This window comes from Ramlibacter sp., assembly GCF_013697775.1.
In the GTDB taxonomy this organism is placed as follows: domain Bacteria; phylum Pseudomonadota; class Gammaproteobacteria; order Burkholderiales; family Burkholderiaceae_C; genus Ramlibacter.
Genome location: NZ_JACCWG010000343.1, coordinates 1 through 23,755 on the forward strand (window position 1 = coordinate 1; position 23,755 = coordinate 23,755).

Below are 23,755 nucleotides of genomic sequence, written 5' to 3' on the forward strand. Positions count from 1 at the left end.
GCGCGCTGTCGCCCAGCATGTGGTTCAGGCGCTCCACCGGATAGGTCGGGTCAAGCGGCACGTAGGCGCCGCCGGCCTTGAGCACCGCGAGCACGCCGACGGCCATGTCCAGGCCGCGGTCCATGCAGATGCCCACGCGCGTTTCCGGGCCGACGCCCGCACCGATCAGGTGGTGCGCCAGCCGGTTGGCTGCCGCATTCAACGCGGCATAACTGAGTTCGCCCTGCTCGGTGAGCACCGCGCATGCCTGCGGCTGCGCGGCCGCGTGGGCTTCGATCCTGCAGTGGATGAATTCGCCGTCGTCCAGTTCGCCAGCAGTGTCGTTCCAGTCCACCAGCAAGGTGCGCTGCTGCGCATCGGTCAGCAGGTCCAGCCGGTCGACGGCCTTCAGCTCGTCGTCCACCATGGCGCGCAGCAGGGTCTCGAAGGCACCGGCGATGCGTTCGATGGTCTCGCGGTCGAACAGCGCCGTGGAGTATTCGATTCCGCCCGCGATCCGCTCGCCGGTTTCGCTCAGGCTCAGCGACAGGTCGAACTTGGCGATGCCATGGTCGCCGCCGACCATCTGCAGCTGCAGCCCCGGCAGCTCGAAGGCCGCCGGAGTGCTGTTGTGCCAGGTGAACATGGTCTGGAACAGCGGGCTGTGCGCCAGGCTGCGCGCCGGCTTGACCAGCTCCACCACCTGCTCGAAGGGCAGGTCCTGGTGCTGCTGCGCGTCCAGGGATTCGGCCTTCACCCGCTGCAGCAGTTCCACCGTGCTCGGTGCGCCGCTCAGGTCGAGCCGCAACGCCAGCGTGTTGATGAAAAAGCCGATCAGATCTTCGATCTCGACCCGGGTGCGGTTCGCCGCCGGCGTGCCGATGACGACGTCGTCCTGCCCCGAGAGGCGCCCGAGCAGCACCGCCCATGCGCCAAGCAGCGTCATGTAGGGCGTGGTTGCGTGGCGCTGGCTCAGGGCGCGCAGGCGCGCGCTGAGCGATGCGTCGAGTTCGATCGCATAGGAGGCGCCGCGGTGGTCCTGCCGCGCCGCGCGCGGGCGGTCCAGCGGCAGGTCCAGCACTTCGGGCGCGCCCGCCAGGCGCCGCTGCCAGTAGGCGCCTTGCGCCTGCAGCACGGCACCGTCCAGCCAGCTGCGCTGCCAGGCGGCGTAGTCGGCGTACTGGATCGGCAGCGCGGGCAGCGGGTCGGGCTGGCCGAGCGCGAACGCGCCGTACAGCGCGCTCAGCTCGCGCGTCAGCACGCCCATGGACCAGCCGTCGGCGACGATGTGGTGCATGGTGACCAGCAGCACGTGCTCGTCATCGGCCAGCCGCAGCAGCCGGCCGCGGATCAGCGGCCCGCGCCGCAGGTCGAACGGGTTCGATGTCTCTTGCTGCGCCATGCGGCGTGCCGCGGCAAGCGCGTCGGGGTTGCCGCGCAGGTCGGCCTCGGCCAGCGCGAAGCCGGCATCCGGCGGCGCCAGCCGCGCATAGGCCTCGCCGTCGTTGCTGTCGAACGTGGTGCGCAGCGCTTCGTGCCGCGCGACCAGCCGGTCCAGGCTGGCGCGCAGCGCTGCGCGGTCCAGCGCGCCCTGCAGATGCAGGCCGAGCGGGATGTTGTAGACCGGGCTGGCGGCATCGAGCTGCGCCAGGAACCACAGCCGCTGCTGCGCGAGCGACAGGGGCAGCGGGCCGTCGCGCGCCACCAGGGGAATGGGCGGCAGCGCGTTGCTGGCGGCGTTGTCGATCACCTGGGCCAGCGCCGCAAGCGTGGGGTGCTCGAACAGCGGCGCGAGCGTCAGCGCGACGGAGAAGTCGCGCTGGATGCGCGAGAGCAGCTGCAAGGCGAGAAGCGAATGCCCGCCCAGCTCGAAGAAATGGTCGCCGCGGCCGACGCGGTCGACCTTGAGCACGTCGGCCCACAGGCCGGCCAGTGCCAGTTCGGTCTCGCCTTGCGGCGGCTCGTAGGCGCGGTGCACCAGCGCCGATCCGTCGGGATCGGGCAGGGCCTGGCGGTCCAGCTTGCCGTTCGGCGTCAGCACGAACGCGTCCACGGCGACGAAGGCCGAGGGCACCATGTAGTCGGGCAGCGCGCGCGACAGGTGCGCGCGCAGGTCGCGGACCAGGTGGGCGCGGCTGTCCCAGCGGCCACTGGCGGGGGCGGTCGCCGTGTCGGCGGCGATGGTGCGGCCGGGCCGCTGGCGCGGGTGCACGGCGTACAGGTTGTACAGCGCGGTGTTGCGCACCGATGCCAGCTGGTCGACCACCACCTCGAAACCATGCTTGCGCAGCAGCGCGGTGATGGTGCGCAGCCGATCCTCGACGTCGTGCACCTCGATCACCAGCTGGCCGATCTTCGCCCAGTCGTCTTCATCGATGCCGCGCAGCACGTCGAGTTCCGCGCCTTCCACGTCGACCTTCAGCAGGTCGATGTGCTCGACGCGCTGCTCGGCGATCACCTCGGAGATGCGCCGCAGCTGGCAGACATGCTCTTCGTAAGTGAGCTGCGTGTCCAGGATGTCGCTGACCTCGGCCGCGCCCGCACCGGTGCCGGAGGCGGCGGTCGAAGCGGACATCGCGGTGACCTGGTTGTCGACGAAGCCGCGCACGATCTCGCGCGTGTCCTCGTGCGACACCACGCTGGTGGAGACCGCCGTGTTGTGCGGATAGAAGCGGAAGGTGGCCAGCCGGGCCTCGTCGGACAGTCCGACGTTGAAGGCCTCGCCGCGGATGCCGTGCAGCCGGCGGTTCAGGGAGAGCGAGCCGAACAGGGCCTTGATCGGCTCGAACGCGTAGATCTTCGCCCGTGGAAACTGGCGCGACATGAACACCGAGAACATGCCGATGTTGGCGCCGACGTCGAACACGCAGGCGTCGTCGGCCAGCGTCAGGCCGTGGCCCGCGTACTCGCTGTCCTTGAAGATGTCGGCGAACAGGAAGCCGGTCTCGCGCTTGTTGCGGTGGAATACCGGCAGGCCGTTGTCCAGCTCGTGCACCTGGCTGGCGACGCCGGGGTCGGCCTGTTCGATGCGCAGCAGGTTGCGCAGCACCGGCGCCGTGTCGGGCGAGGGGACGACATAGGCGACCAGGCGTTTGCCGTCTTCACCTTCACCATCGCGCGCCACCACCACGGCTTCGTGCACGCCGGGGTGTTCCGCCAGCCGCGCCTCGATCTCGCCGGGCTCGATGCGAAAGCCCCGCAGCTTGATCTGGAAGTCGTTGCGCCCGAGGTATTCCAGGCAACCGTCGGCGCGGTAGCGTGCCAGGTCGCCGGTCCGGTAGAGGGTCGCGCCGGGCATGGTGCCGAACGGGTCGTGCACGAAGCGCTCGGCCGTCACGTCCGGCCGGTTCAGGTAGCCGCGGGCCACGCCGGAGCCGCCGATGTAAATCTCGCCGGCCGCGCCCAACGGCACGGGCCGGCCCTGGCCGTCCAGCAGGTAGATGCACGTGTTGGCAATGGGCCGGCCGATGGGAATCGCGTCGGGCAGGGTGCTGCCGGGCTCCACCGCATGCACCACGCAGCCGACCACGGTTTCCGTGGGGCCGTACTCGTTGACCACGCGCGCCGCGGGGTTCAGGCCGCGCAGCTGCCGCAGCGTCGTGCCCGACAGCGCTTCGCCGCCGACCACGTAGAGATGCGCCACGGCGCTGGGCGCGGAGCCGGTGCCCTGGGAGGCCTGCGACAGCGCCTGCAGGTGGGCCGGCGTCAGCTTGAAGAGACTGGGCGCCGTGGCGTGTTGCACGGCGTGCAGCAGGCCGTCGATCTCGCCGCCTTCCGCGAGCAGCCGCACGCTCCCGCCGCACAGCAGGGGCGCGAGCAGGCTGGTGACGGTGGCGTCGAAACCCAGGGCGCTGGAGACGATGGAGCGCGCCGCCACGGCCGGCGCATAGGCGCCGATGGCCCATTGCAGGTAGTTGACGACGCCGCGGTGCTCCACCAGCACGCCCTTGGGCAGCCCGGTGGAACCGGAGGTGTAGATGACGTAGGCCAGGTGCGAAGGGACGAGTTCGGCCTCCTGCGCGGATGGGTTGTCGGCGGGGTGGTCGTCCCACGGTGACGCCTGGGCATCGAGCAGGAAGCAGGGAAAGTCCACGTGCTGCGTGGCGCGCGCGCCCACGGCATCGACGAGCACGGCGCGCGGGTCGCTGTCGGCCAGCAGGTGTGCCAGCCGGTCGCGCGGCGTGGCCGGGTCGAGCGGCACGTAGGCGCCGCCCGCCTTCAGCACGGCGAGCAGGCCGACCACCATGCAGGGTTGCCGCCGCAGGCACAGGGCGACGCGCACGTCGGGGCCCACGCCCAGGTCGCGCAGGAAGTGCGCGAGCCGGTTGGCCTGCGCGTTCAGTTCGGCATAGGTCAGGGAGGTGCCGTCCTGTTCGACGGCCAGCGCGTGCGGCGTGCGGGCAACCTGCGCTTCGAACAGTTCGTGGACGCAGCGCGCGTCGTCGAACGGCGCGGCGGTCGCGTTCCACTGCGCGAGCAGCTGGTGGCGCTCGTGCGCCGGCAGCAGCTCGACGCTGTCCACCGGCTGCTCGGTGCGCACCAGGGCGCGCAGCGTGGTGAGGAGATAGCCCACCTGCCGCGCGATGGTGTCCGCATCGAACAGCGCGCTGGCATAGCCCAGCCGGCCGATCAGCTGGTCGCCGGCTTCGCTCATGATCAGCGTGAGATCGAACTTGGCCGCATCGGCGCCGCCGCCGAGCGTGCGCACCTCCAGCCCGGGGAATGCCGGCTCGCCGGCGCCTGCGTTGTTCCATGCGATGACCGCCTGGAACAGCGGGCTGTGCGCCAGGCTGCGCGCCGGCTGCACGAGTTCGACCACCTGTTCGAACGGCAGGTCCTCGTGCTCCTGCGCGCCCAGCAGCGTCTCGCCCACCTGGCGGACCAGCGCGTGCGTGCCGGGGCCGTCGCGCATGTCGATGCGCAGCGCCAGCGAGTTGACGAAGAAGCCGATCAGCCCTTCGACGTCGCCGCGGCCGCGGTTGGCGGTGACGGTGCCGACGATCAGGTCGCGCTGGCCCGACAGCCGCGACAGCACGATGGCCCATGCCGCCAGCACCGTCGCCAGCAGCGTGGTTCCCTGCTGCTTGCACAGCGCCCGCAGTTCGCGCGTCAGCTCGGCATCGATCTCCAGCGGCACGAAGGCGCCGGCGAAGTCCTGCTGCGCCGGGCGCGGCCGGTCGGTGGGCAGGTCGAGCAAGGTCGGCGCGCCGGCCAGCGCGGTCTTCCAGTAGTCGGCATGGCGGGCCGAGCGCTCGGCCACCAGCGGGCTGCGCTGCCAGGCGGCGTAGTCGGGGTACTGGATCGCCAGGGGCGGCAGGGAATCGGCGCGGCCTTCTGTGCCGGCCCCGTAGAGTGCGGACAGCTCGCGCGTGAAGACCGCCATCGACCACGCGTCGGAGACGATGTGGTGCTGGTTGATGATGAGCACGTGGTCGTCGTCGGCCAGCCGGACCAGGCAGCCGCGCACCAGCGGGCCGGTTTCCAGGTCGAACGGCGCCGCCATCTCCTGGGCCACTAGGCGCTGCATCGCCGCGTCGCTGTCTGCCTCGGAGCGCAGGTCGTGCTCGCGCAGCGCGAAGCCGATGTCCGGCGCTGAGAGTTCGACGTAGGCCTCGCCATCGTCGACATGGAATGTCGAGCGCAGGGCCTCGTGGCGCGCCACCAGCAGGTCCAGGCTGCTGCGCAGCACGGCGTGGTCGAGCCGGCCGCCGAGTTGCAGCCCCATGGGCATGTGGTACGCGGCACCCACGCCTTCGAGCTGCGCGAGGAACCACATGCGCTGCTGCGCGAAAGACATCGGCAGCCGGCCGCCGCGCGCCGTGGGCACGATGGGCGGCATGTCGCTGCGGTGCGCGGCGGCGACCGCCGCCGCCATGCCGGCCAGCGTGGATTGCGCGAACAGCGTGGAGAGCGACACCTCGACGCCCAGGTCGCGGCGGATGCACGCGGTCAGGCGCACGGCCAGCAGCGAGTGGCCGCCGAGCTCGAAGAAGTCGTCGTGGCGGCCCACGCGCTCGATCTGCAGCAGCTCGGACCACACGCGCGCCAGTGCCTGCTCGGTGTCGCCTTGCGGCGGCTCGTCGCCGCGCCGCACCACCGAGGAGCCGTCGGGGTCCGGCAGCGCCTTGCGGTCGATCTTGCCGTTGCCGGTGAGCGGGAAAGCGTCGAGCGCGACGAAGGCGGCCGGCACCATGAAGTCGGGCAGCGAGCGCGCGAGATGCGCGCTCAGTTCCGCCGCGCCCGCCTCCACATCGGCCACGCGGGTGTAGTAGGCGATCAGGCGCCGGTCGGCCTGCGCATCCACGGCAATGACCAACGCCTCGCGCACGCCGGGGTGGTCGGCCAGCCGCGATTCAATCTCGCCGAGTTCGATGCGCACGCCGCGCACCTTGACCTGGAAGTCGTTGCGCCCGAGGAACTCGATGCTGCCGTCGGCGCGAAAGCGCCCCACGTCGCCGGTGCGGTACATCCGGGCGCCTTGGCGCTGGTCGTGCGGGTCGCGCAGGAAGCGCTCGGCGGTCAGCTCGGGCTGGTTCAGGTAGCCGCGCGCCACGCTCGCGCCGCCGACGTACAGGTCGCCCGGCACGCCGACGGGCACAGGCTGGCGGTAGGCGTCGAGCAGGTAGACGCGCGTGTTGGCGATCGGCCGGCCGATGGGCGGCACGCCGGTGTCGATGGGGTCTTCAGGGTCGCAGACCTGCATCGTCGCGCACACGGTGGTCTCGGTCGGGCCGTAGGCGTTGATGAACAGCCGCCCCGGCGCCCAGCGCCGCACCAGCGCGGTCGTGGGCGCTTCGCCGGCGACGATCAGAGTGCGCAACGAGGCGAATGCCGCGTCGGCGGTGGGGTCGTCGCCCAATGCGGTAAGCACCGCGGGCGGCAGCGTGGCATGGGTGATGCGGTGCGCGCGCACGGTTTCCAGCAGCGCGGAGCCGACCAGCGCCGTCTCCGCGTCCGGCAGGTGCAGCGCGGCGCCATGGCACAGCGCCATGACGGTTTCCCACACGCAGGCGTCGAAGCTGATGGATGCGAACTGCAGCACGCGGCTGTCCGCGCTGACCGCATACGCACGGGTCTGCGCCGTGGACAGGTTGCACACGCTGCGGTGCTCCACCATCACGCCCTTGGGCACGCCGGTCGAGCCCGAGGTGTAGATCACGTAGGCCAAGTTGGTGGGCACCGGGCCCAGGCTGTCCGGTGCAAGGGCATCGGCGGGCGCGTCGGCCCAGGGTGTCTCATCGGCGTCGAGCAACAGGCGCGGGCCGTGGCCGTTGCCGCTCAATGCCTTCTCGCCCAGGGCATCCACCAGCACGACCGCGGGATCGCTGTCGGCCAGCATGTGGTCCAGCCGCTCGCGCGGGTAAGCCGGGTCGAGCGGCACGAAGGCGCCGCCGGCCTTGAGCACCGCGAGCAAGCCCACCACCAGGTGCGGGCGGCGCTCGGCGCAGATCGCGACGCGCACGTCGGGGCCGACCCCCAGGTCGCGCAGGAAATGTGCCAGCCGGTTGGCCTGGGCATCGAGTTCGGCGTAGCTCAGGCGTTGCGCGCCGTGCACCAGCGCGGTGGCCTGCGGCGCGCTGGCCGCATGCGCCTCGAACAGTTCGTGGACGCAGTGGTCCTCGGGATACGGCGCGTCCGTGGCGTTCCACTCCACCAGCACCTGGCGGCGCTGGGCCGCGTCCAGCAGCGGCAGCGCGTGGAAGGCCTGGGCTTCGTCCAGCACCATCGCGCGCAGCAGGGTGCGCAGGTGGCCCGCGTAGCGGCCGACGGTGGCGTGGTCGAACAGGGCCGTGGCGTACTCGATGCCGCCGACGATGCGGCCGTCCGATTCGCCCAGGTTCAGCGTCAGGTCCACCTTCGCGGTCTGCTGGCTGACACCCACCGGCGCCATCTCCAGGCCCGGCAGGTCGAGCTTGCCCTTGGCGTTGTTCTGCCACGAGAACACCACCTGGAACAGCGGGCTGTGGGACAGGCTGCGCACCGGCTTGACCAGTTCCACGATCTGCTCGAACGGCAGTTCCTGGTTGCGCTGCGCTTCGAGCGAGACGGTCTTGACCTGCTGGAGGATCTGCCGCACCGTCGGGTCGCCCTGCAGGTCGATGCGCAGGGCCAGCGTGTTGATGAAAAAGCCGATCAGGCTTTCCACCTCGACGCGGTTGCGGTTGGCCGTCGGCGTGCCAATGACGACATCGTCCTGGCCGGCGAGCCGGCCCAGCAGCGCGGCCCAGCCCGCCAGCAGCGTCATGTACAGCGTCATGCCGTGGCGCTGCGCAAGCGCCTTCAGGCCGGTGGTGAGTTCCGCGTCCAGTTCGAAGTCGAACACCGCGCCGCGGTGGTCCTGCTGCGGCGGGCGCGGCCTGTCGGCGGGTAGCGGCAACAGGGCCGGCGCGCCCGCCAGGGCGCGCTGCCAATACACGGCCAGGCGCTCCTGCTCGTCGTCGTCCATGCTCTGGCGCTGCCAGGCGGCGTAGTCGGCGTACTGCACCGCCAGTGGCGGCAATGGGTCGGGCCGGCCGCGGGCAAACGCGCCGTACAGCGCGCTGATTTCCTGCATCAGCACGCCCATGGACCAGCCGTCGGACACGATGTGGTGCATGGTGATGAGCAGCACGTGCTCTTCGTCGCCCAGCACCAGCAGCCGTCCGCGGATCAGCGGGCCGCGTTCGAGGTCGAACGGCGCCTCCGCTTCCTCGGTGGCCAGCGCGTGCGCCTCGGCGCGCGGGTCCACGCGGTCGCGCAGGTCGTGTTCGCGCAGCGCGAAGCCGGCGCCGGGCGGCGCGATGCATTGCACCGGCTGGCCGTCCCGCGCCGTGAAGGTGGTGCGCAGTGCCTCGTGGCGCTCCACTACGCGGTCCAGGGCAGCGGCTAATGCGGCGCGGTCTAGCACACCGGTGAGGTGCAGGCCCAGCGGCATGTGGTAGGTCTGGCCCGGGCTGTCCAGCTGCGTCAGGAACCACAGGCGCTGCTGCGCGAAGGACAGCGGCAGCGGCGTGCCGCGGTCCACGCGCGGAATCGAGAGGTCCTGGCGGGGCTGCTCCTGCAGGCCCGCTTCTTCCGCCTGTTCGAGCAGGCGCTCGAGCTCGGCCAGGTCCAGGTTGCGCAGGGCGTCGTTCATGGCGTGGTGATTCCGTTGGTGAGGCGCGCGGCGGCCTGTGCAGGGTCCGGCGCCTGGCGTTCCGTGTTGACGGAGGCGAGCGCGGCCAGTGCTTCGGGCGAGAAGCGCGCCAGGCGCGCGCGCAGGATCGTCGCGGCCATGGCGGTCAGCGTCGGCTGCTCCAGAAATTCGGACAGGGAGAACTTGACGCCGAAGGCCAGCTCGACCCGGGTCATGAGCCGGACCGCCAGCAGCGAATGGCCGCCGATCTCGAAGAAGTTGTCGTTGCGCCCGACGCGCTCCAGGCCCAGCACCTCGGCCCAGGTGGCCGCCAGGGCGGTTTCCATCTTGCCGACCGGCGCCTCGTAGCGCGTGGTGATCTCCGGCGCGGGGAGCGCGCGGCGGTCCAGCTTGCCGTTGGCGGTGAGCGGCAGCGCGTCCAGCAGCACGAGGGCGCTGGGCACCATGTACTCGGGCAGCACGGCCGAGAGCTGCGCGCGCAGGTCGCCCGCCTGCAGGTCCGCACCCGCCTCGGCAACCACATAGGCGACCAGGCGCTTGTCGCCGGGAACGTCTTCCCTGGCCAGTACGGCGGATTCGCGGATCCCGGGGATCTGCGCGAGGCGCGCCTCGATCTCGCCGAGTTCGATGCGAAAGCCGCGGACCTTCACCTGGAAGTCGTTGCGCCCGAGGAACTCGATGTTGCCGTCGGGCAGGTAGCGCGCCAGGTCGCCGGTGCGGTACATGCGGCCGCCGGCGAACGGGTCTTGCAGGAAACGCTCGGCGGTCAGTTCGGGCCGGTTCAGATAGCCTTGCGCGACGCCATCGCCGGCGATGTACATCTCGCCCGTGGCACCGCGCGGCACCGGCTGGGCATGTCTGTCCAGCAGGTAGATGCGGGTATTGGCGATGGGCTTGCCGATGGGCACGCTGCGTGCGTCCTCGGCCACCTGGGTGAGCTCGCAGGTGGTGGCGAAGGTCGTCGTCTCCGAGGGACCGTAGCAATGCACCAGGTGCTGTGGGGCGCTGTCCTTGAGAACTTGTGCGATGGCACGGGGCACGGCCACGTCGCCGCCGGTGAGCAGGTAGCGCAGGGTGGGGAACACGGCGGCCAGCGGCTGCGCGTAGGCGCTCAGCAGGCCGGCCACCAGGTGCAGGATGGTGGTGCCGCTCTTGGTGAGCCAGGCTGCCAATGCCGAAGGCTGCAGCAAGGTGGCATGCGAGACGACCACGATGCAGGCGCCGTGCAGCAGCGGAGCCCACACCTCCATGCTGGAGGAATCGAAAGCCGGGTTGGAAGTGAACGCCACCCGGTCGTCCCTGTGGAAGCGCGCGTAGTGGTTGTTCAGCACCAGCCGGGCGATGGCGCGGTGCGGCACGACCACGCCCTTGGGCTGGCCGGTGGAGCCGGAGGTGTACATCACGCAGGCGGTGGACAGGCTGTCGGTAGGCGCGGGCGCTGGTGCATCCCCGGCTGCGGCATCGGTCACCAGCGTATCCAAATCGAGGCGCACGGCCTCCATCTGCGCCATCGGCAGGTGCGACAGGCTGAGTACCACGGGCGCCTGGCAATCGGCGACCATAAAGGCCTGGCGTTCCTGCGGTGCGTTCAGGTCCAGCGGCACATAGGCGGCGCCGCACTGCAGCACGGCCAGCTGGGCCCAGACCAGCTCGAGCGAGCGGTCCAGCAGGATCGCCACATGCGAGCCGGCGCCCACGCCCAGGGCGCGCAGATGCTGGGCCAGCGCGCACGCTTTGCCATGCAGCTCCGCGTAGCTCAGCTGCGCGTCCTCGCCGAGCACCGCCAGGGCATCGGGAGTACGGTGCACCTGCGCCTCGAACAGCTCGTGGATGCAGCGGTCGCGCGGGTACTCGGCGGCAGTTGCGTTCCATTCCACCAGCAGCTGGTGGCGTTCGGCCGCGTCCAGCAGCTCCAGCCGGTCGACCGGCTGCTGCTCGTCGGCCACCATGGCCTGCAGCAGCGTCTTGAAGTAGCCCGCGTAGCGCTCGATGGTCGCTGCGTCGAACAGCGCGCTCGCGTATTCGATGCCGCCAGTGAGCCGCCCCGCCGCTTCGCTCATGTGTAGCGTGAGGTCGAACTTGGAAATGTGGTGCTGCGTCGTCACCTGGCGCAGCGCCAGGGCGGGCAGCTCGACCCCGGCGCCGGTCTGCTGGCGGTCCTGCCAGGAGAACATCACCTGGAACAGCGGCGTGTGCGCCATGCTGCGCACCGGCTTGACCAGCTCCACCACCTGTTCGAACGGCAGGTCCTGATGCTGTTGGGCGTTCAGCGATTCCGCCTTCACCCGCCGCAGCAGTTCGGCGGTGTCGGGGCTGCCCGCCAGGTCGATGCGCAGCGCCAGGGTGTTCACGAAGAAGCCGATCAGCCCTTCGACTTCCATGCGCGTGCGGTTGGCCACCGGCGTGCCGATCACCAGGTCGTCCTGGCCCGACAGGCGCCCGAGCAGCGCGCTCCAGGCGGCCAGCAAGGTCATGTGCAGGGTGGTGCCATGGCGGTGGCCCAGTGCCTTGAGTTTGGCGCTGAGCGCGTCGTCCAAAGCGATGGAGACGATGGCACCGCGGTGGTCCTGGTGTGCGGGGCGCGGCCGGTCGGCCGGCACTTCGAGCAGGGCGGGCGCGTCGGTGAAGCGCTCCTTCCAGTAGTCGCTCTGGCGTTGCAGCACCTCGCCGTCCAGCCAGCGGCGCTGCCAGGCGGCGTAGTCGGCGTACTGGATCGCGAGCGGCGGCAGCGGGTCCGGGCGGCCTTCGGCGAACGCGGCGTACAGGGCGCCCAGCTCACGCGTCAGCACGCCGAGCGACCAGCCGTCGGACACGATGTGGTGCATCGTGATCAGCAGCACGTGTTCTTCTTCGCCCAGCACCAGCAGGCGGCCCCGGATCAGCGGCCCGTGTGCCAGATCGAACGCCGCCACCGCTTCGCTTTCGGCCAGGGCCTGGGTTTGCGTTTCGGCATCGGCGTGGCCGCGCAGGTCTTGCACGTGCAACACGAAGCGGGTTTCCGGCGGCGCGAAGCGCTGCACCGGCTGCCCGTCGTCCAGCACGAAGAACGTGCGCAGCGCCTCGTGGCGTGCCAGCAGCCCGTCCAGGGCGAGCGCGAGCGCCTTGGCATCGAGCACCCCGCGCAGGTGCAGGCCCAGGGGCAGGTGGTACGCCGCGCCGGTGGCTTCCAGCTGCGCCAGGTACCACAGGCGCTGCTGCGCGAACGACAGCGGCATGCGTGCGCCGCGTTCGGTGCGCGTGATGGGCGGCAGCGTGGTGACTTGCGTATTGCCAACGACTTCGGCCAGTTCCGCCAGCGTGGCGTGGGTGAACAGCGATGCCAGGCGCAGTTCGACGGCCAGGTCGCGCTGCACGCGGCCGATCAGCTGCAGGGCCAGCAGCGAATGCCCGCCAAGCTCGAAGAAATGGTCGTGGCGGCCCACCGAGCGCACGCCCAGCAACTCGCACCACATGGCCGCAAGCGCGGCCTCCAGCGGGCCTTGCGGTTCCTCGTACTGCCGCAGGTCGGCCGAGCTGCCGTCGGGCTCGGGCAGCGCCTGGCGATCCAGCTTGCCGTTGGGCGTGAGCGGAAGGGCAGGCACCACCACGAAGGCGGCGGGCATCGCGTAGTCGGGCAGCACCCGGGCCAGATGCGCGCGCAGCCCCTGCACCAGGCCATTGACCGTGTTCCAGTTTTCCCCGGCGGTGGGCACGATGCGGGGCGCGCTGGCGGGTGCGTCTTCCCGCGGCTGGTACGTGGCGTGGATCGCATAGAGCGTGTGCAGCCCGGTGTTCTCCAGCAGCGGGCTCTGGTGGCGCGAGACGGCAAAACCGCGCGCGTCCAGCAGCGTGGTGACGGTCTGCAGCCGGCCCTGGATGTCGTGCACCTCGATGGCCAGCTGGCCGATCTTCGGCCAGTCGCCTTCGTCGATGCCGTGCAGCACGTCGAGCTCCGCGCCTTCCACGTCGATCTTCAGCAGGTCGATGCGCGCGACCGCCTGCTCCGCGATCACGTCGGACAGCCGGCGCAGCTGGCAGACCTGTTCCTCGTAATTCAGCTGTGCGTCGAGGATTTCCTCCACCGACTGGCCGTCCTGCTGCGACGCCTGCGCGCCGCTGGATGCCGCGTCGTTGGCCAGGAAGGTGCGCACGATGGCGCGCGTGCCTTCCACCGAGACTTCGCTGGTCGATGCCGCCGTGTTGTTCGGATAGAAGCGGAAGGTCGCTTCGGCGTTGCGGTTCGACAGGCCCAGGTTGAACACCTTGCCGGCAATTGCGTGCAGTTGCTGGTTCAGCTGCACGCAGCGGTACAGCGGCGCGATGGGTTCGAACGCGTACAGGCGGGCGCCCGGGTGGCGCTGCGCCATGAACAGCGAGAACAGCCCGATGTTGGCGCCGACGTCGAAGATGCAGCTGTCGTCGCCCAGCCGGATGCCGTTGCGCACGTATTCCTCGGAATCGAAGATCTCGGCATGGATCAGGTCGGTTTCGCGCCGGTTCTTGTGGAACACCGGCAGGCCGTCGCGCAGCTCGTACAGCAGCGGCTGGATGGTCGGGTCCGCCTGCGTCATGGCCAGCAGCCGGTGCACCAGCGGCGCCGCATCGGCGCGCGGAGAGACGTAGGCCACCAGGCGCTTTTCGCCGCCAGCGCCGTCCTCGCGTGCCGTGACCGCCGATTCGTGCACGGCGGGATGCTCGGCCAGCCGCGCCTCGATTTCGCCCAGCTCGATGCGGAAGCCGCGGATCTTCACCTGGAAGTCGTTGCGGCCGACGAAGGCCAGCGCGCCATCGGGCAGGTAACGCACGAGGTCGCCCGTGCGGTAGAGGCGTGCACCCGGCCCAGTGCCGAACGGATCGTCGAGGAAACGCTCGGCCGTGAGCTCCGGGCGGTTGAGGTAGCCCTGCGCCACGCCGACGCCGCCGATGCACAGCTCGCCGGTCGCGCCGATGGGCACGGGCTGCAGCTGCGCGTCGAGCACGTAGGTGCGCACGTTCGCGATCGGGCGGCCGATGGGCACCACGGACAGCGCGTCGACAGCGCAGCGGTGCACCGTGGCGCAGACGGTCGCCTCGGTCGGGCCGTAGTTGTTGAACAGCACGTGATTGCGTGCCCAGCGCTGCGCCATCTGCGGCGGCAGGACTTCCCCGCCCGCGATGATGGTCTGGCCGGCCATGGTGTCCTCGGGAAGGAAGCCGAGCACGGGTGCCGCCACGCTCAAGTGGGTGATGCCGCAGCGGTGCAGCGTGCCGGCGAGCGCGATGCCGGGTTGCAGGTCGTCCTTGCCGGCAGCGAACCAGAGGGATGCGCCAGCGGCCCAGGCCATGGCCACTTCCGACAGGCTCACGTCGAAGCTGGGCGAGACGAACTGGAGCACGCGGCTGTCGGCGTGGACGCCGTAGCACGCGGCCTGCGCGAAGGCCAGGTTCACCAGGCCGCGGTGGTGCGCCACCACGCCCTTGGGCCGGCCGGAGGAGCCCGAGGTGTAGATCACATAGGCGCTGTCGGTGGGCGCCAGGGCGATGTCTTGCGGCGCCAGGTTGGTGGCGGAGGCGTCGCTCCAGGCCGGCTCCGCCGCGTCCAGCGCGATGGTGGGTCCGCGGTCGCCGTCGCCCAATGCGGCCAGGCCGGTGGCGTCGACCAGCACGACGGCCGGGTCGCAGTCGGCCAGCAGGAAGCCCAGGCGCTCGGCCGGATAGGCCGGGTCCAGCGGCACATAGGCGCCGCCGGCTTTCAGGATGGCCAGCAGCGCGACGACCAGGTAGGGCTTGCGCTCGACGCAGACCGCGACGCGCGTGCCGGGACCCACGCCCAGGTCGCGCAGGAAGTGCGCGAGGCGGTTGGCTTCCGCATTGAGTTCGCCGTAGCGCAGCGAAGGACCGCCCCGGTCTACGCCGACCGCCAGCGCATCGGGCGTGCGCGCGGCCTGGGCTTCGAACACTTGATGGGCGCACAGCGTTTCATCGAACGCGGTGGCGGTGTCGTTCCATTCCACCAGCTGCCGCGTGCGTTCCGTTGCCGAGAGCAGCTCGATGCCGGCGATGGGCTGCGCTGGCGCCACCAGGGCGCGCAGCGCGGCTTCCAGGTAGCCGGCCATGCGCGCGACCGTCTCTGCGTCGAACAGGGCGCTTGCATAGCCCAGCCCGCCGGTGAGCTGTCCGTCCGACTCTCCCATGGTGAGTTCGAGGTCGTACTTCACGGCGTCGAGCGACAGGCCCAGGCCGCCCACCGTCAGGCCCGGGAGGTCGAACGTGCCGCGGTCGGTGTTCTGCCAGGCGAACATCACCTGGAACAGCGGCGTGTGCGCGGCGCTGCGCGCCGGCTGCACCAGCTCCACCACCTGCTCGAAGGGCACGTCCTGCGCGGCCTGTGCGCCCAGTGCGGAAGCCTTGGCGCGCTGCAACGCATCCAGCGTTTCCGGCGCGCCCGACAGGTCGATGCGCAGGGCCAGCGAGTTCACGAAGAAGCCGATCAGGCCTTCGAGTTCGGTGCTGGTGCGGTTGGCGGCGCCGGTGCCGATCACCAAGTCGTCCTGGCCGGACAGCCGGGACAGCACGATGGCCCAGCCGGCCAGCACGGTCATGAAGAGCGTGGTGCCCTGCTGCTGGCTGAGGGCCTTCAGCGCCTGCGTCAGCGTGGGGTCGAGCGCGATCGGCACGAAGGCGCCGGCGAAGTCCTGCACCGCCGGCCGGGGCCGGTCGGTCGGCAACTCCAGCAGGGCGGGTGCGTCCTGCAGCGCGGTTTTCCAGTAGTCCGCCTGGGCACCGAGGCGCTCGCCGGCCAGCCAGGTGCGCTGCCAGACAGCGTAGTCGTGGTACTGGATCGGCAGCGGCGGCAGCGGATCGGGCCGGCCCGCAAGGGCGGCCGCGTACAGCGCAGACAGTTCGTTGGACAGGATGCCCATCGACCAGCCGTCCGAGACGATGTGGTGCATGGTGATCAGCAGCGCATGTTCCTCGTCGCCCACCGCGATCAGGCAGCCGCGGATCAGCGGGCCGGTGGTGAGGTCGAAGCGCGCGCCGATTTCCACCTCGGCCAGGACCTTGGCTTCGGCAAGCGGATCGGCGTGCCTGCGCAGGTCGTGCTCCACCAGCGCGAAGCCGGTGTCGGCCGGCGCAATGCGCTGCACCGGCTCGCCGTTCTTCAGCGCGAAGGTGGTGCGCAGCGCCGCGTGGCGCGCGACGATCCGGCCCAGCGCCTGGCGCAGTGCGGCGCGGTCCAGCTTGCCTGTCAGGTGCAGCCCCATGGGCATGTGGTACGCCCGGCTCTGGCCTTCCACTTGCGTGAGGAACCACAGGCGCTGTTGCGCGAACGAGAGCGGCGCCTCGTCGCCCGCGGCCGGCGTGATGGGCGGCAGTTCGGTGCGCGCGGCCGTTTCCAGCGCCTGGGCGAGCCCGCGCAGCTGCGGATGCGCGAACAGCTGGTCCAGGGCCAGCTCGACGCCCAGGTCCTGGCGCACGCGGGAGGCGAGCCGCACCGCCAGCAGCGAGTGGCCGCCGAGCGCGAAGAAGTCGTCGTCGCGGCCCACCTGGCCGACCTGCAGCAGGTCCGCCCAGATCGCGGCGAGCGTGATTTCGATGCGGCCTTCCGGAGCTGCGTAGGCGTGTGCGGCGTACGCGCCGGCATCCGGCGCCGGCAGCGCGCGGCGGTCCACCTTGCCGTTGGCGGTGAGTGGCAGCTGGTCGAGCCGCACGACGGCGGCGGGAACCATGTAGTCGGGCAGGGATGCAGCGATGTGGGCCCGCACGGCGGCGGGCGCCAGGTCCACGCCCGGCTCGGGCACGAGGTAGGCCACCAGCCGCTTGCCGCCCGCGCCGTCCTCACGCGCCAGCACGGCGCATTCGCGCACGCCGGCCATCAGGCGCAACTTGGCCTCGATTTCGCCGAGCTCGATGCGGAATCCACGCAGCTTCACCTGGAAGTCGTCGCGCCCGAGGAATTCGATGGTGCCGTCGCGCAGGTGCCGGGCGAGGTCGCCCGTGCGGTACATGCGCCCGCCGTGGAACGGGTCGTCGACGAAGCGCTCGGCCGTGAGTTCCGGCCGGTTCAGGTAGCCCAGCGCCAGGCCGTCGCCCGCGATGTGGATCTCGCCGGCCACGCCGCGCGGCACCGGCTGCAAGTGCCGGTCCAGAAGGTAGACGCGGGTGTTGGCGATCGGCGTGCCGATCGGCACGCTGCGCGCCGTGTCCGCAAGCGCCGCAATCGGGTGCGTGATGGCGAACACCGTGCTCTCGGTCGGGCCGTAGCCGTTGATGAGCCGCTGTGGCGGGTTGGTCGCCAGCACGTGCCGGATCACGGCCGCATCCAGCGCGTCGCCGCCCACCACCAGGTAGCGCAGCTGCGGCAGCACGCTGTGCAGCGCCTGCGCGTGCTGGTTGAACAGGCCGACGGTGAGCCACATCACGTCGACTTCCTGGCGCAGCAATTCGCGGGCGAAGGCTTGCGGATCGAGCAGGGTGTCCTGGTCGATCACGACCAGGCGCCCGCCGTTCAGCAGCGCCGCCCATATCTCCATCGTGCTCGCGTCGAACGCGGGGTTCGCCGCGAAGGCGACGCGGTTGCCTGGCCCGAAGTCCGCGTAGCCGTTGTTCAGCACCACGCGCGAAATCGCGCGGTGCGGCGTGACCACACCGCGCGGCTCTCCGGTGGAGCCGGAGGTGTACATGACGTAGGCGGCCGTGCCGCCGTCGGCGACGACGGCCGGACAGTGGTCGTCCTGGGACGGGGCTGTTGCGTCTGCATCAGGCTGGTCCAGATGGATGCGCCGCGTGTCGCCGACCTGCACGGCGCCGGCGGTGTCGATCACGCACCAGGCCTGGCTGTCGCGCACGATGAAGGCGTTGCGCTCCGGGGGCATGCGCGCATCCAGCGGCACGTGCGCGGCGCCGCATTTCAGGATGGCGAGCTGCGCGGCGACCAGGCCGATGGAGCGGTCCAGCAAAGTGGCGACGCGCGCGCCCGGCTGCAGGCCGAGGCGGGCAAGGCGCTGGGCCAGCGCGGTCGCCCGCGCATCCAACGTGGCGTAGTCGATGCGCTCGGCGCCGTGGACGATGGCCACGGCCGCCGGTGTGCGGCGTGCCTGCGCCTCGAACAGCTGGTGAACGCAGGCATCGCGCGGATAGTCGGTCTCGGTGGCGTTCCACTCCACCAGCAGCTGCCGGCGCTCGGCCGCATCCGGCAGCGCCGGCCGGTCGAGCGGCATGCGTTCATCGGCCACCATGGCATGCAGCAGGGTCTGCAAATAGCCGGCATAGCGTTCGATCGTGTCCGCCTCGAACAGGGCGCACGCGTACTCGATGCCGCCGACGACGCGGCCGGCCGTCTCGCCCAGGTGCAGCGTGAGGTCGAACTTGGCGACGTCCAGAGCGCCACCCGCGGAGCCGACCTGCAGGCCGTGCAGCGCCAGGGCATCTTCGCCGTCGTCGTTCTGCCAGGCGAACATCACCTGGAACAGCGGGCTGTGCGCACGGCTGCGCGCGGGATTGACGATCTCGACGACCTGCTCGAACGGCAGGTCCTGGTGCTGCTGGGCGTTGAGCGTTTCCGTCTTGACGCGCGCGAGCAGTTCCGCCGCGTTCGGGCTGCCGCCCAGGTCGAGGCGCAGCGCCAGCGTGTTGACGAAGAAGCCGATCAGCCCTTCGACTTCCACGCGCGTGCGGTTGGCGACCGGCGTGCCGATCACCAGGTCGTCCTGGCCCGACAGACGGCCCAGCAAGGCGGCCCAGGCGGCCAGAAGGGTCATGTACAGCGTGGTGCCATGGCGCAGGCTCAGTGCCTTCAGGCCTGCGACCAGCGGTGCGTCCAAAGCCAAGCCCACCATCGCGCCCCGGTGGTCCTGCTGCGGCGGACGCGGATGGTCGATGGGCAGCGCGAGGATCTCCGGCGCATCCGCCAGGCGGTCCTTCCAATAATCCTGCTGGCGCTGCAGCGCACCGCCCTCCAGCCAGCGGCGCTGCCAGGCTGCGTAGTCCAGGTACTGGACCGCGAGCGGCGGCAGCGGGTCAGGATGGCCTTGGGCGAACGCGCTGTACAGCGCGCCCAGCTCCCGCGCCAGCACGCCCATCGACCAGCCGTCCGAGACGATGTGGTGCATGGTGATGAGCAGCCAATGCTCTTCGTCGCCGAGCGCCAGCAGGCGGCCGCGGATCAAGGGACCCTGGGCAAGATCGAACGCTTCGCCTGCTTCGGCATCCGCCATGAGCCGCGCTTGCGCGAGCGCATCTGCATGGTCGCGCAGGTCGTGTCCGTGCAGCGTGAAGCCGACGGTCGCCGGCGCAAGCTGCACCATTGGCTGGCCGTCAACCGCGGTGAAGCTGGCGCGCAGCGCCTCGTGCCGCGCGACGATCCGGTCCAGCGCCTGCTTCAGCGCCGCGCGGTCCAGCCTGCCTGTCAGCTGCAGGCCCAGCGGCATGTCGTAGGCGCGGCTACTCGCATCCAGCTGCGCCAGGAACCACAGGCGTTGCTGCGCGAAAGACAGCGGCAGCGGGCCGGCGTCCCGCGCCACCTGGCCGATGGGCGGAAGCGCGCTCTGCGCAGTGGCGCGGACCGCATCGGCCATTGCGGCCAAGGTCGAATGCGCGAAAACCTCGTTCAGCGGCAGTTCGATGCCCACCTCCTGGCGCAGCCGGGACATCAGGCGCACGGCCAGCAGCGAATGGCCGCCCAGCACGAAGAAGTCGTCGCGCCGGCCCACGCGGGCGATGTTCAGGAGCTCGGACCACAGCCGTGCCAGCGTGGTTTCAACGCCTTCTTCCGGGGCTTCGTAGGCGCGCGCCGCGTAGGCTTCGGCGCCCGGCGCGGGAAGGGCGCGGCGGTCGAGCTTGCCGTTGGGCGTGAGCGGCAGCGCGTCGAGCGCGACGAAAGCCGCGGGCAGCATGTACTCTGGCAGCGTCTCGGCCAGATGCGCGCGCAGCGCGATGGCGCGCTGGTGCGCCTGCTGCGCATCGTCGCTGCCCGCGTTGCCGGATGCGGTGGCGACGAAACTGCTCCAGTCGAACTCGGCTTCGGCGTCTTCGGCCGCCGCGGTGTAGTACGCCACCAGGCGCCGGTCGCCGGGCGTGTCTTCGCGCTCGACCACGACCGCTTCGCGCACCGTTGCATACTCGGCCAGCCGCGCCTCGATCTCGCCAAGTTCCACGCGGTGGCCGCGCACCTTGACCTGCAGGTCGTTGCGGCCCAGGTAGACCAGGTTGCCGTCGTCGCGCTGCCGCGCGAGGTCGCCGGTGCGGTACATGCGCCCGCCGTGGAACGGGTCGGCCAGGAAGCGCTGCGCCGTCAGCTCGCCGCGGTTCAGGTAGCCGCGCGCCACGCTGTCGCCGGCCACGTACATCTCGCCGGGCACGCCGATGGGCACCGGTTCGCGGTGTGCGTCCAGCAGGTAGATGCGCGTGTTGGCGATGGGTCGGCCGATGCCCGGTGCGCCCTCGCTGGCAAGGCACTGCTGCAGGCTCGCGCAGACCGTGGTCTCCGTCGGACCGTAGGCATTGATGAAGCGGCGGCCGGGTGCGAAGCGCTGCACCACCGACGCCGGGCAGGCTTCACCGGCTACTACCAGCGTGGTCATGCCGCCGAGGCTCGCTTCCGCCGGCAGGGCGGTGAGCACCGCGGGCGGCAGCGTCGCGTGTGTGATCGCCTGGTCGCGCACGATGTCAACGAGGGCCGGGCCGGCAAGCACCATGGACGGGTCGGTCAGCACCAGGCATGCGCCGCGGCACAGCGTGGTCATCAGCTCCGACACGCAGGCGTCGAAGCTCACCGAGGCGAACTGCAGCACGCGGCTGCCGGGTTCGATGGCGAAGGCTTCGATCTGCGCATGCGTGAGGTTGCACACGCTGCGGTGCTCCACCATCACGCCCTTCGACTGACCGGTGGACCCCGAGGTGTAGATGACGTAGGCGAGGTGGCCCGCATGCAAGCCGGTGTCCGCGCGCGGCAGGTTTTCGGTGGAGTTCCGCGACCACGCGGGCGTTGCTCTGGCCAGGTCGATCGTCTCCCCCGCGTGCAGCTGGATCGGCGCATCGCCATCCACCAGCAGCGCCACCGGCGCGCAGTCGCGCAGCATGAAGTCCAGCCGCGCTGTCGGATACGCGGGGTCGAGCGGCACGAAGCCGCCGCCGGCTTTCAGGATCGCAAGCAGCCCTGTGACCAGGTGGAAGCCGCGCTGGGCGCAGACCGCGACCCGCGCCTCCGGCCCGACGCCGAGCGCGCGCAAGTGGCGCGCAAGCTGGTTGGCGCGGGCGTTCAGCTCCGCATACGTCAGCGTCGTGTCGCCTTGCGCGAGGGCAATCGCTGCCGGCGTGGCCGCCGCCTGCGCTTCGAACAGTTCGTGCGCGCACTTCGCGCGGTCGTACTCGGTGCGCGTCGCGTTCCAGTCCACCAGCAGCCGCTGCCGTTCCGCCGCCGGCAGCACGTCCAGGCTGCGCAGGGGCGTGTCCGGGGCTTGCTCCAGCGCGGCCGCCAGTTCCGTCAGGGCCTTGAGCATGTAGGCGCACAGCCGCTGCGGATCCAGGCTGGCATCGACGCGCGAGGTGAGTGCCAGGCCTTCGCCCAGGTCGTCCACCGTCATGGTGAACGGGTAGTTGGTGCGCTCCTCGGTGCCCAGGGCCTCGATGCCTTCCCAGGCCTGGAGTTCGGCCGCCGTGGGCGCCCGCGGAACCACGCTGTGCCGGTAGTTCAGCACCGCGCTGAACAGCGGTGCCGGTGCCGCCACGCCGCTGCAGCGCTGCGCCAGCGCCAGTGCCGCGTGCTCGTGGCGCAGCAGCCGGGTCAGCAGGGCATGGACGCCGCGCAGGCTGTCGCGCACGCCCGTGTCGTCGATGCGCACGCGCAGCGGCAGGGTGTTGATGAACAGGCCCAGCACGCGGTCGGCGCCCGCGCCGCCCTGCATGCGGCCGAACAGCAGCGTGCCGAACACGGCGTCGTCGCGCCCGGCCGTGCGCGCCACGACCATGCCCCAGGCCAGGTGGCACAGGCTGGCCACGCTCACCTGAGCGGCCAGCGCGCACTGGCGCAGGCGCCGCGCCAGTGCGTCGTCGAGCGCGAGCCGCGCCTCGGCGTTGCGCGAGCCGTCGCCTTGCACGTCGTCCAGGCCGAAGGGCGTGGTCGGTGCGTCGACGTTGCCCAGCATCTGGCGGAAAAAGGCTTCATGCTCCGCGTCGGGAACGCCCAGGCGCGCCTGGGCGACGAAGTTGCGGAACGGCAGCGGCGCCGGCAGGCCCGCGGCCTGTCCGAGCATGTGCGCCTGGACCTCGTGCTGGATGATCTCCAGCGCGGTGTGGTCGATGGCCAGGTGGTGCACCAGCAGCAGCAGCACCCAGCGGCCGGCGCCAGCGTCGTGGGCGATGGCGATGTGCATCAGCGGCGCCTGGCGCAGGTCGATCCGGTGCCGGTTGCGGTCGAAGCGCTGGCGCAGCTGTTCTTCGACCGCGCCGTCCGCGGCGTCCAGCACCAGGGTTTCCGCCACCAGCGGCGCGCGGCGCCACACCACCTGCACCGGTTCCGGCAGGTCTTCCCACAGGACGGCGGAGCGCAGGATGTCGTGGCGGTCCACCACCGCCTGCACCGCCTGCACGAAGGCGTCCACCTGCGCGCGGCGCGCGAAGCGGAACAGCGTGGGCATCAGGTAGGCGTCGCCCGCGCGCGCCATCAGGTGGTGGAACACCATGCCCTGCTGCAGGGGAGCGAGCGGGTAGATGTCCTGCACGTTGGCGGCGCCGCCGGGAACGCCGGCGACGATGCCGTCGATCTGCGGCTGGGTGAGCCGCACCAGCGGCAGCATGGCCGGCGTGATGGCCCGGGCGTCGGCGGGAATGGCGTTGGGCGGCACCTCCACCGCCGCGGATCGGGCGGGCTGGTAGCCGCCGCTGCGGATCATCTCGATCAGCGCCGGCTTGTTGTCGCGGATGAGATGCACCAGACCAGCATCCTGCAGCGCCTGCTTCTTGCCCTGGACGACGAGCTGGTCGTCGCGCACGGACAGTGCGACGCCCTGGTCATGGAGATGGTCCAGCAGTTCGAGGACGTTCACAGGGTGATCTCCATTTCTTCGACGGCCGCGGCAAACGCCGCCAGCGTGGGTGTGACGAACAGCGAGCGCACGTCGACCGACAGGCCCTCCTGGCGGAGGCCCTCGATCATTCGGATCACCAGCAGGGAATGCCCGCCCAGGGCGAAGAAGCTGTCGTGGCGGCCGACGCGCTCGACCTGCAGCAGCTCGGCCCAGATGCCGGCCAGCAGCGTCTCCGTGTCGCCGGCCGGCGCTTCGTAGCGCGTGCGGGCGAAGGCCTGGCCTTCGGGCGCGGGCAGGGCCTTGCGGTCCTGTTTGCCGTTGGGCGTGAGCGGGAAGGCGTCCAGCTGCACGAATGCGGCGGGCACCATGTAGTCGGGCAGCAGCGCGCCCAGGCGGGTGCGCAAGTCGGCGGCATCGAGCGTGCCGGCGCCTTCCTGCGCGATGAGGTAGGCGACCAGCCGCTTGTTGCCGGGACTGTCCTCGCGGGCCAGCACGACGGCCTGGCGCACGCCGGGGAGTTGCGCGAGCTTGGCTTCGATCTCGCCGAGCTCGATGCGGAAGCCGCGGACCTTCACCTGAAGGTCGTTGCGTCCGAGGTAGTCCAGGCTGCCGTCGGCGCGGTAGCGCGCCAGATCGCCGGTGCGGTACATGCGCCCGCCGTGGAACGGGTCGTCCA

General features: G+C 71.0%; 3 protein-coding genes. All 3 read right to left on the minus strand.

Features of this window, described 5'->3' with window-relative positions:
• On the minus strand, positions 1-9,094 hold a 9,094-nt coding region (locus H0U68_RS17235; protein WP_296357801.1), incomplete at its 3' end, for a non-ribosomal peptide synthetase.
• Positions 9,091-23,097 carry a non-ribosomal peptide synthetase gene (locus H0U68_RS17240; RefSeq protein ID WP_296357803.1) on the minus strand — a complete coding sequence of 4,669 codons (14,007 nt, stop codon included), beginning with the start codon at positions 23,095-23,097 and terminating at the stop codon, positions 9,091-9,093. The genes H0U68_RS17240 and H0U68_RS17235, both read right to left, overlap by 4 nt.
• A partial coding sequence (locus H0U68_RS17245) for a phosphopantetheine-binding protein (protein ID WP_296357806.1) occupies positions 23,094-23,755 on the minus strand: 662 nt, incomplete at its 5' end. The genes H0U68_RS17240 and H0U68_RS17245, both read right to left, overlap by 4 nt.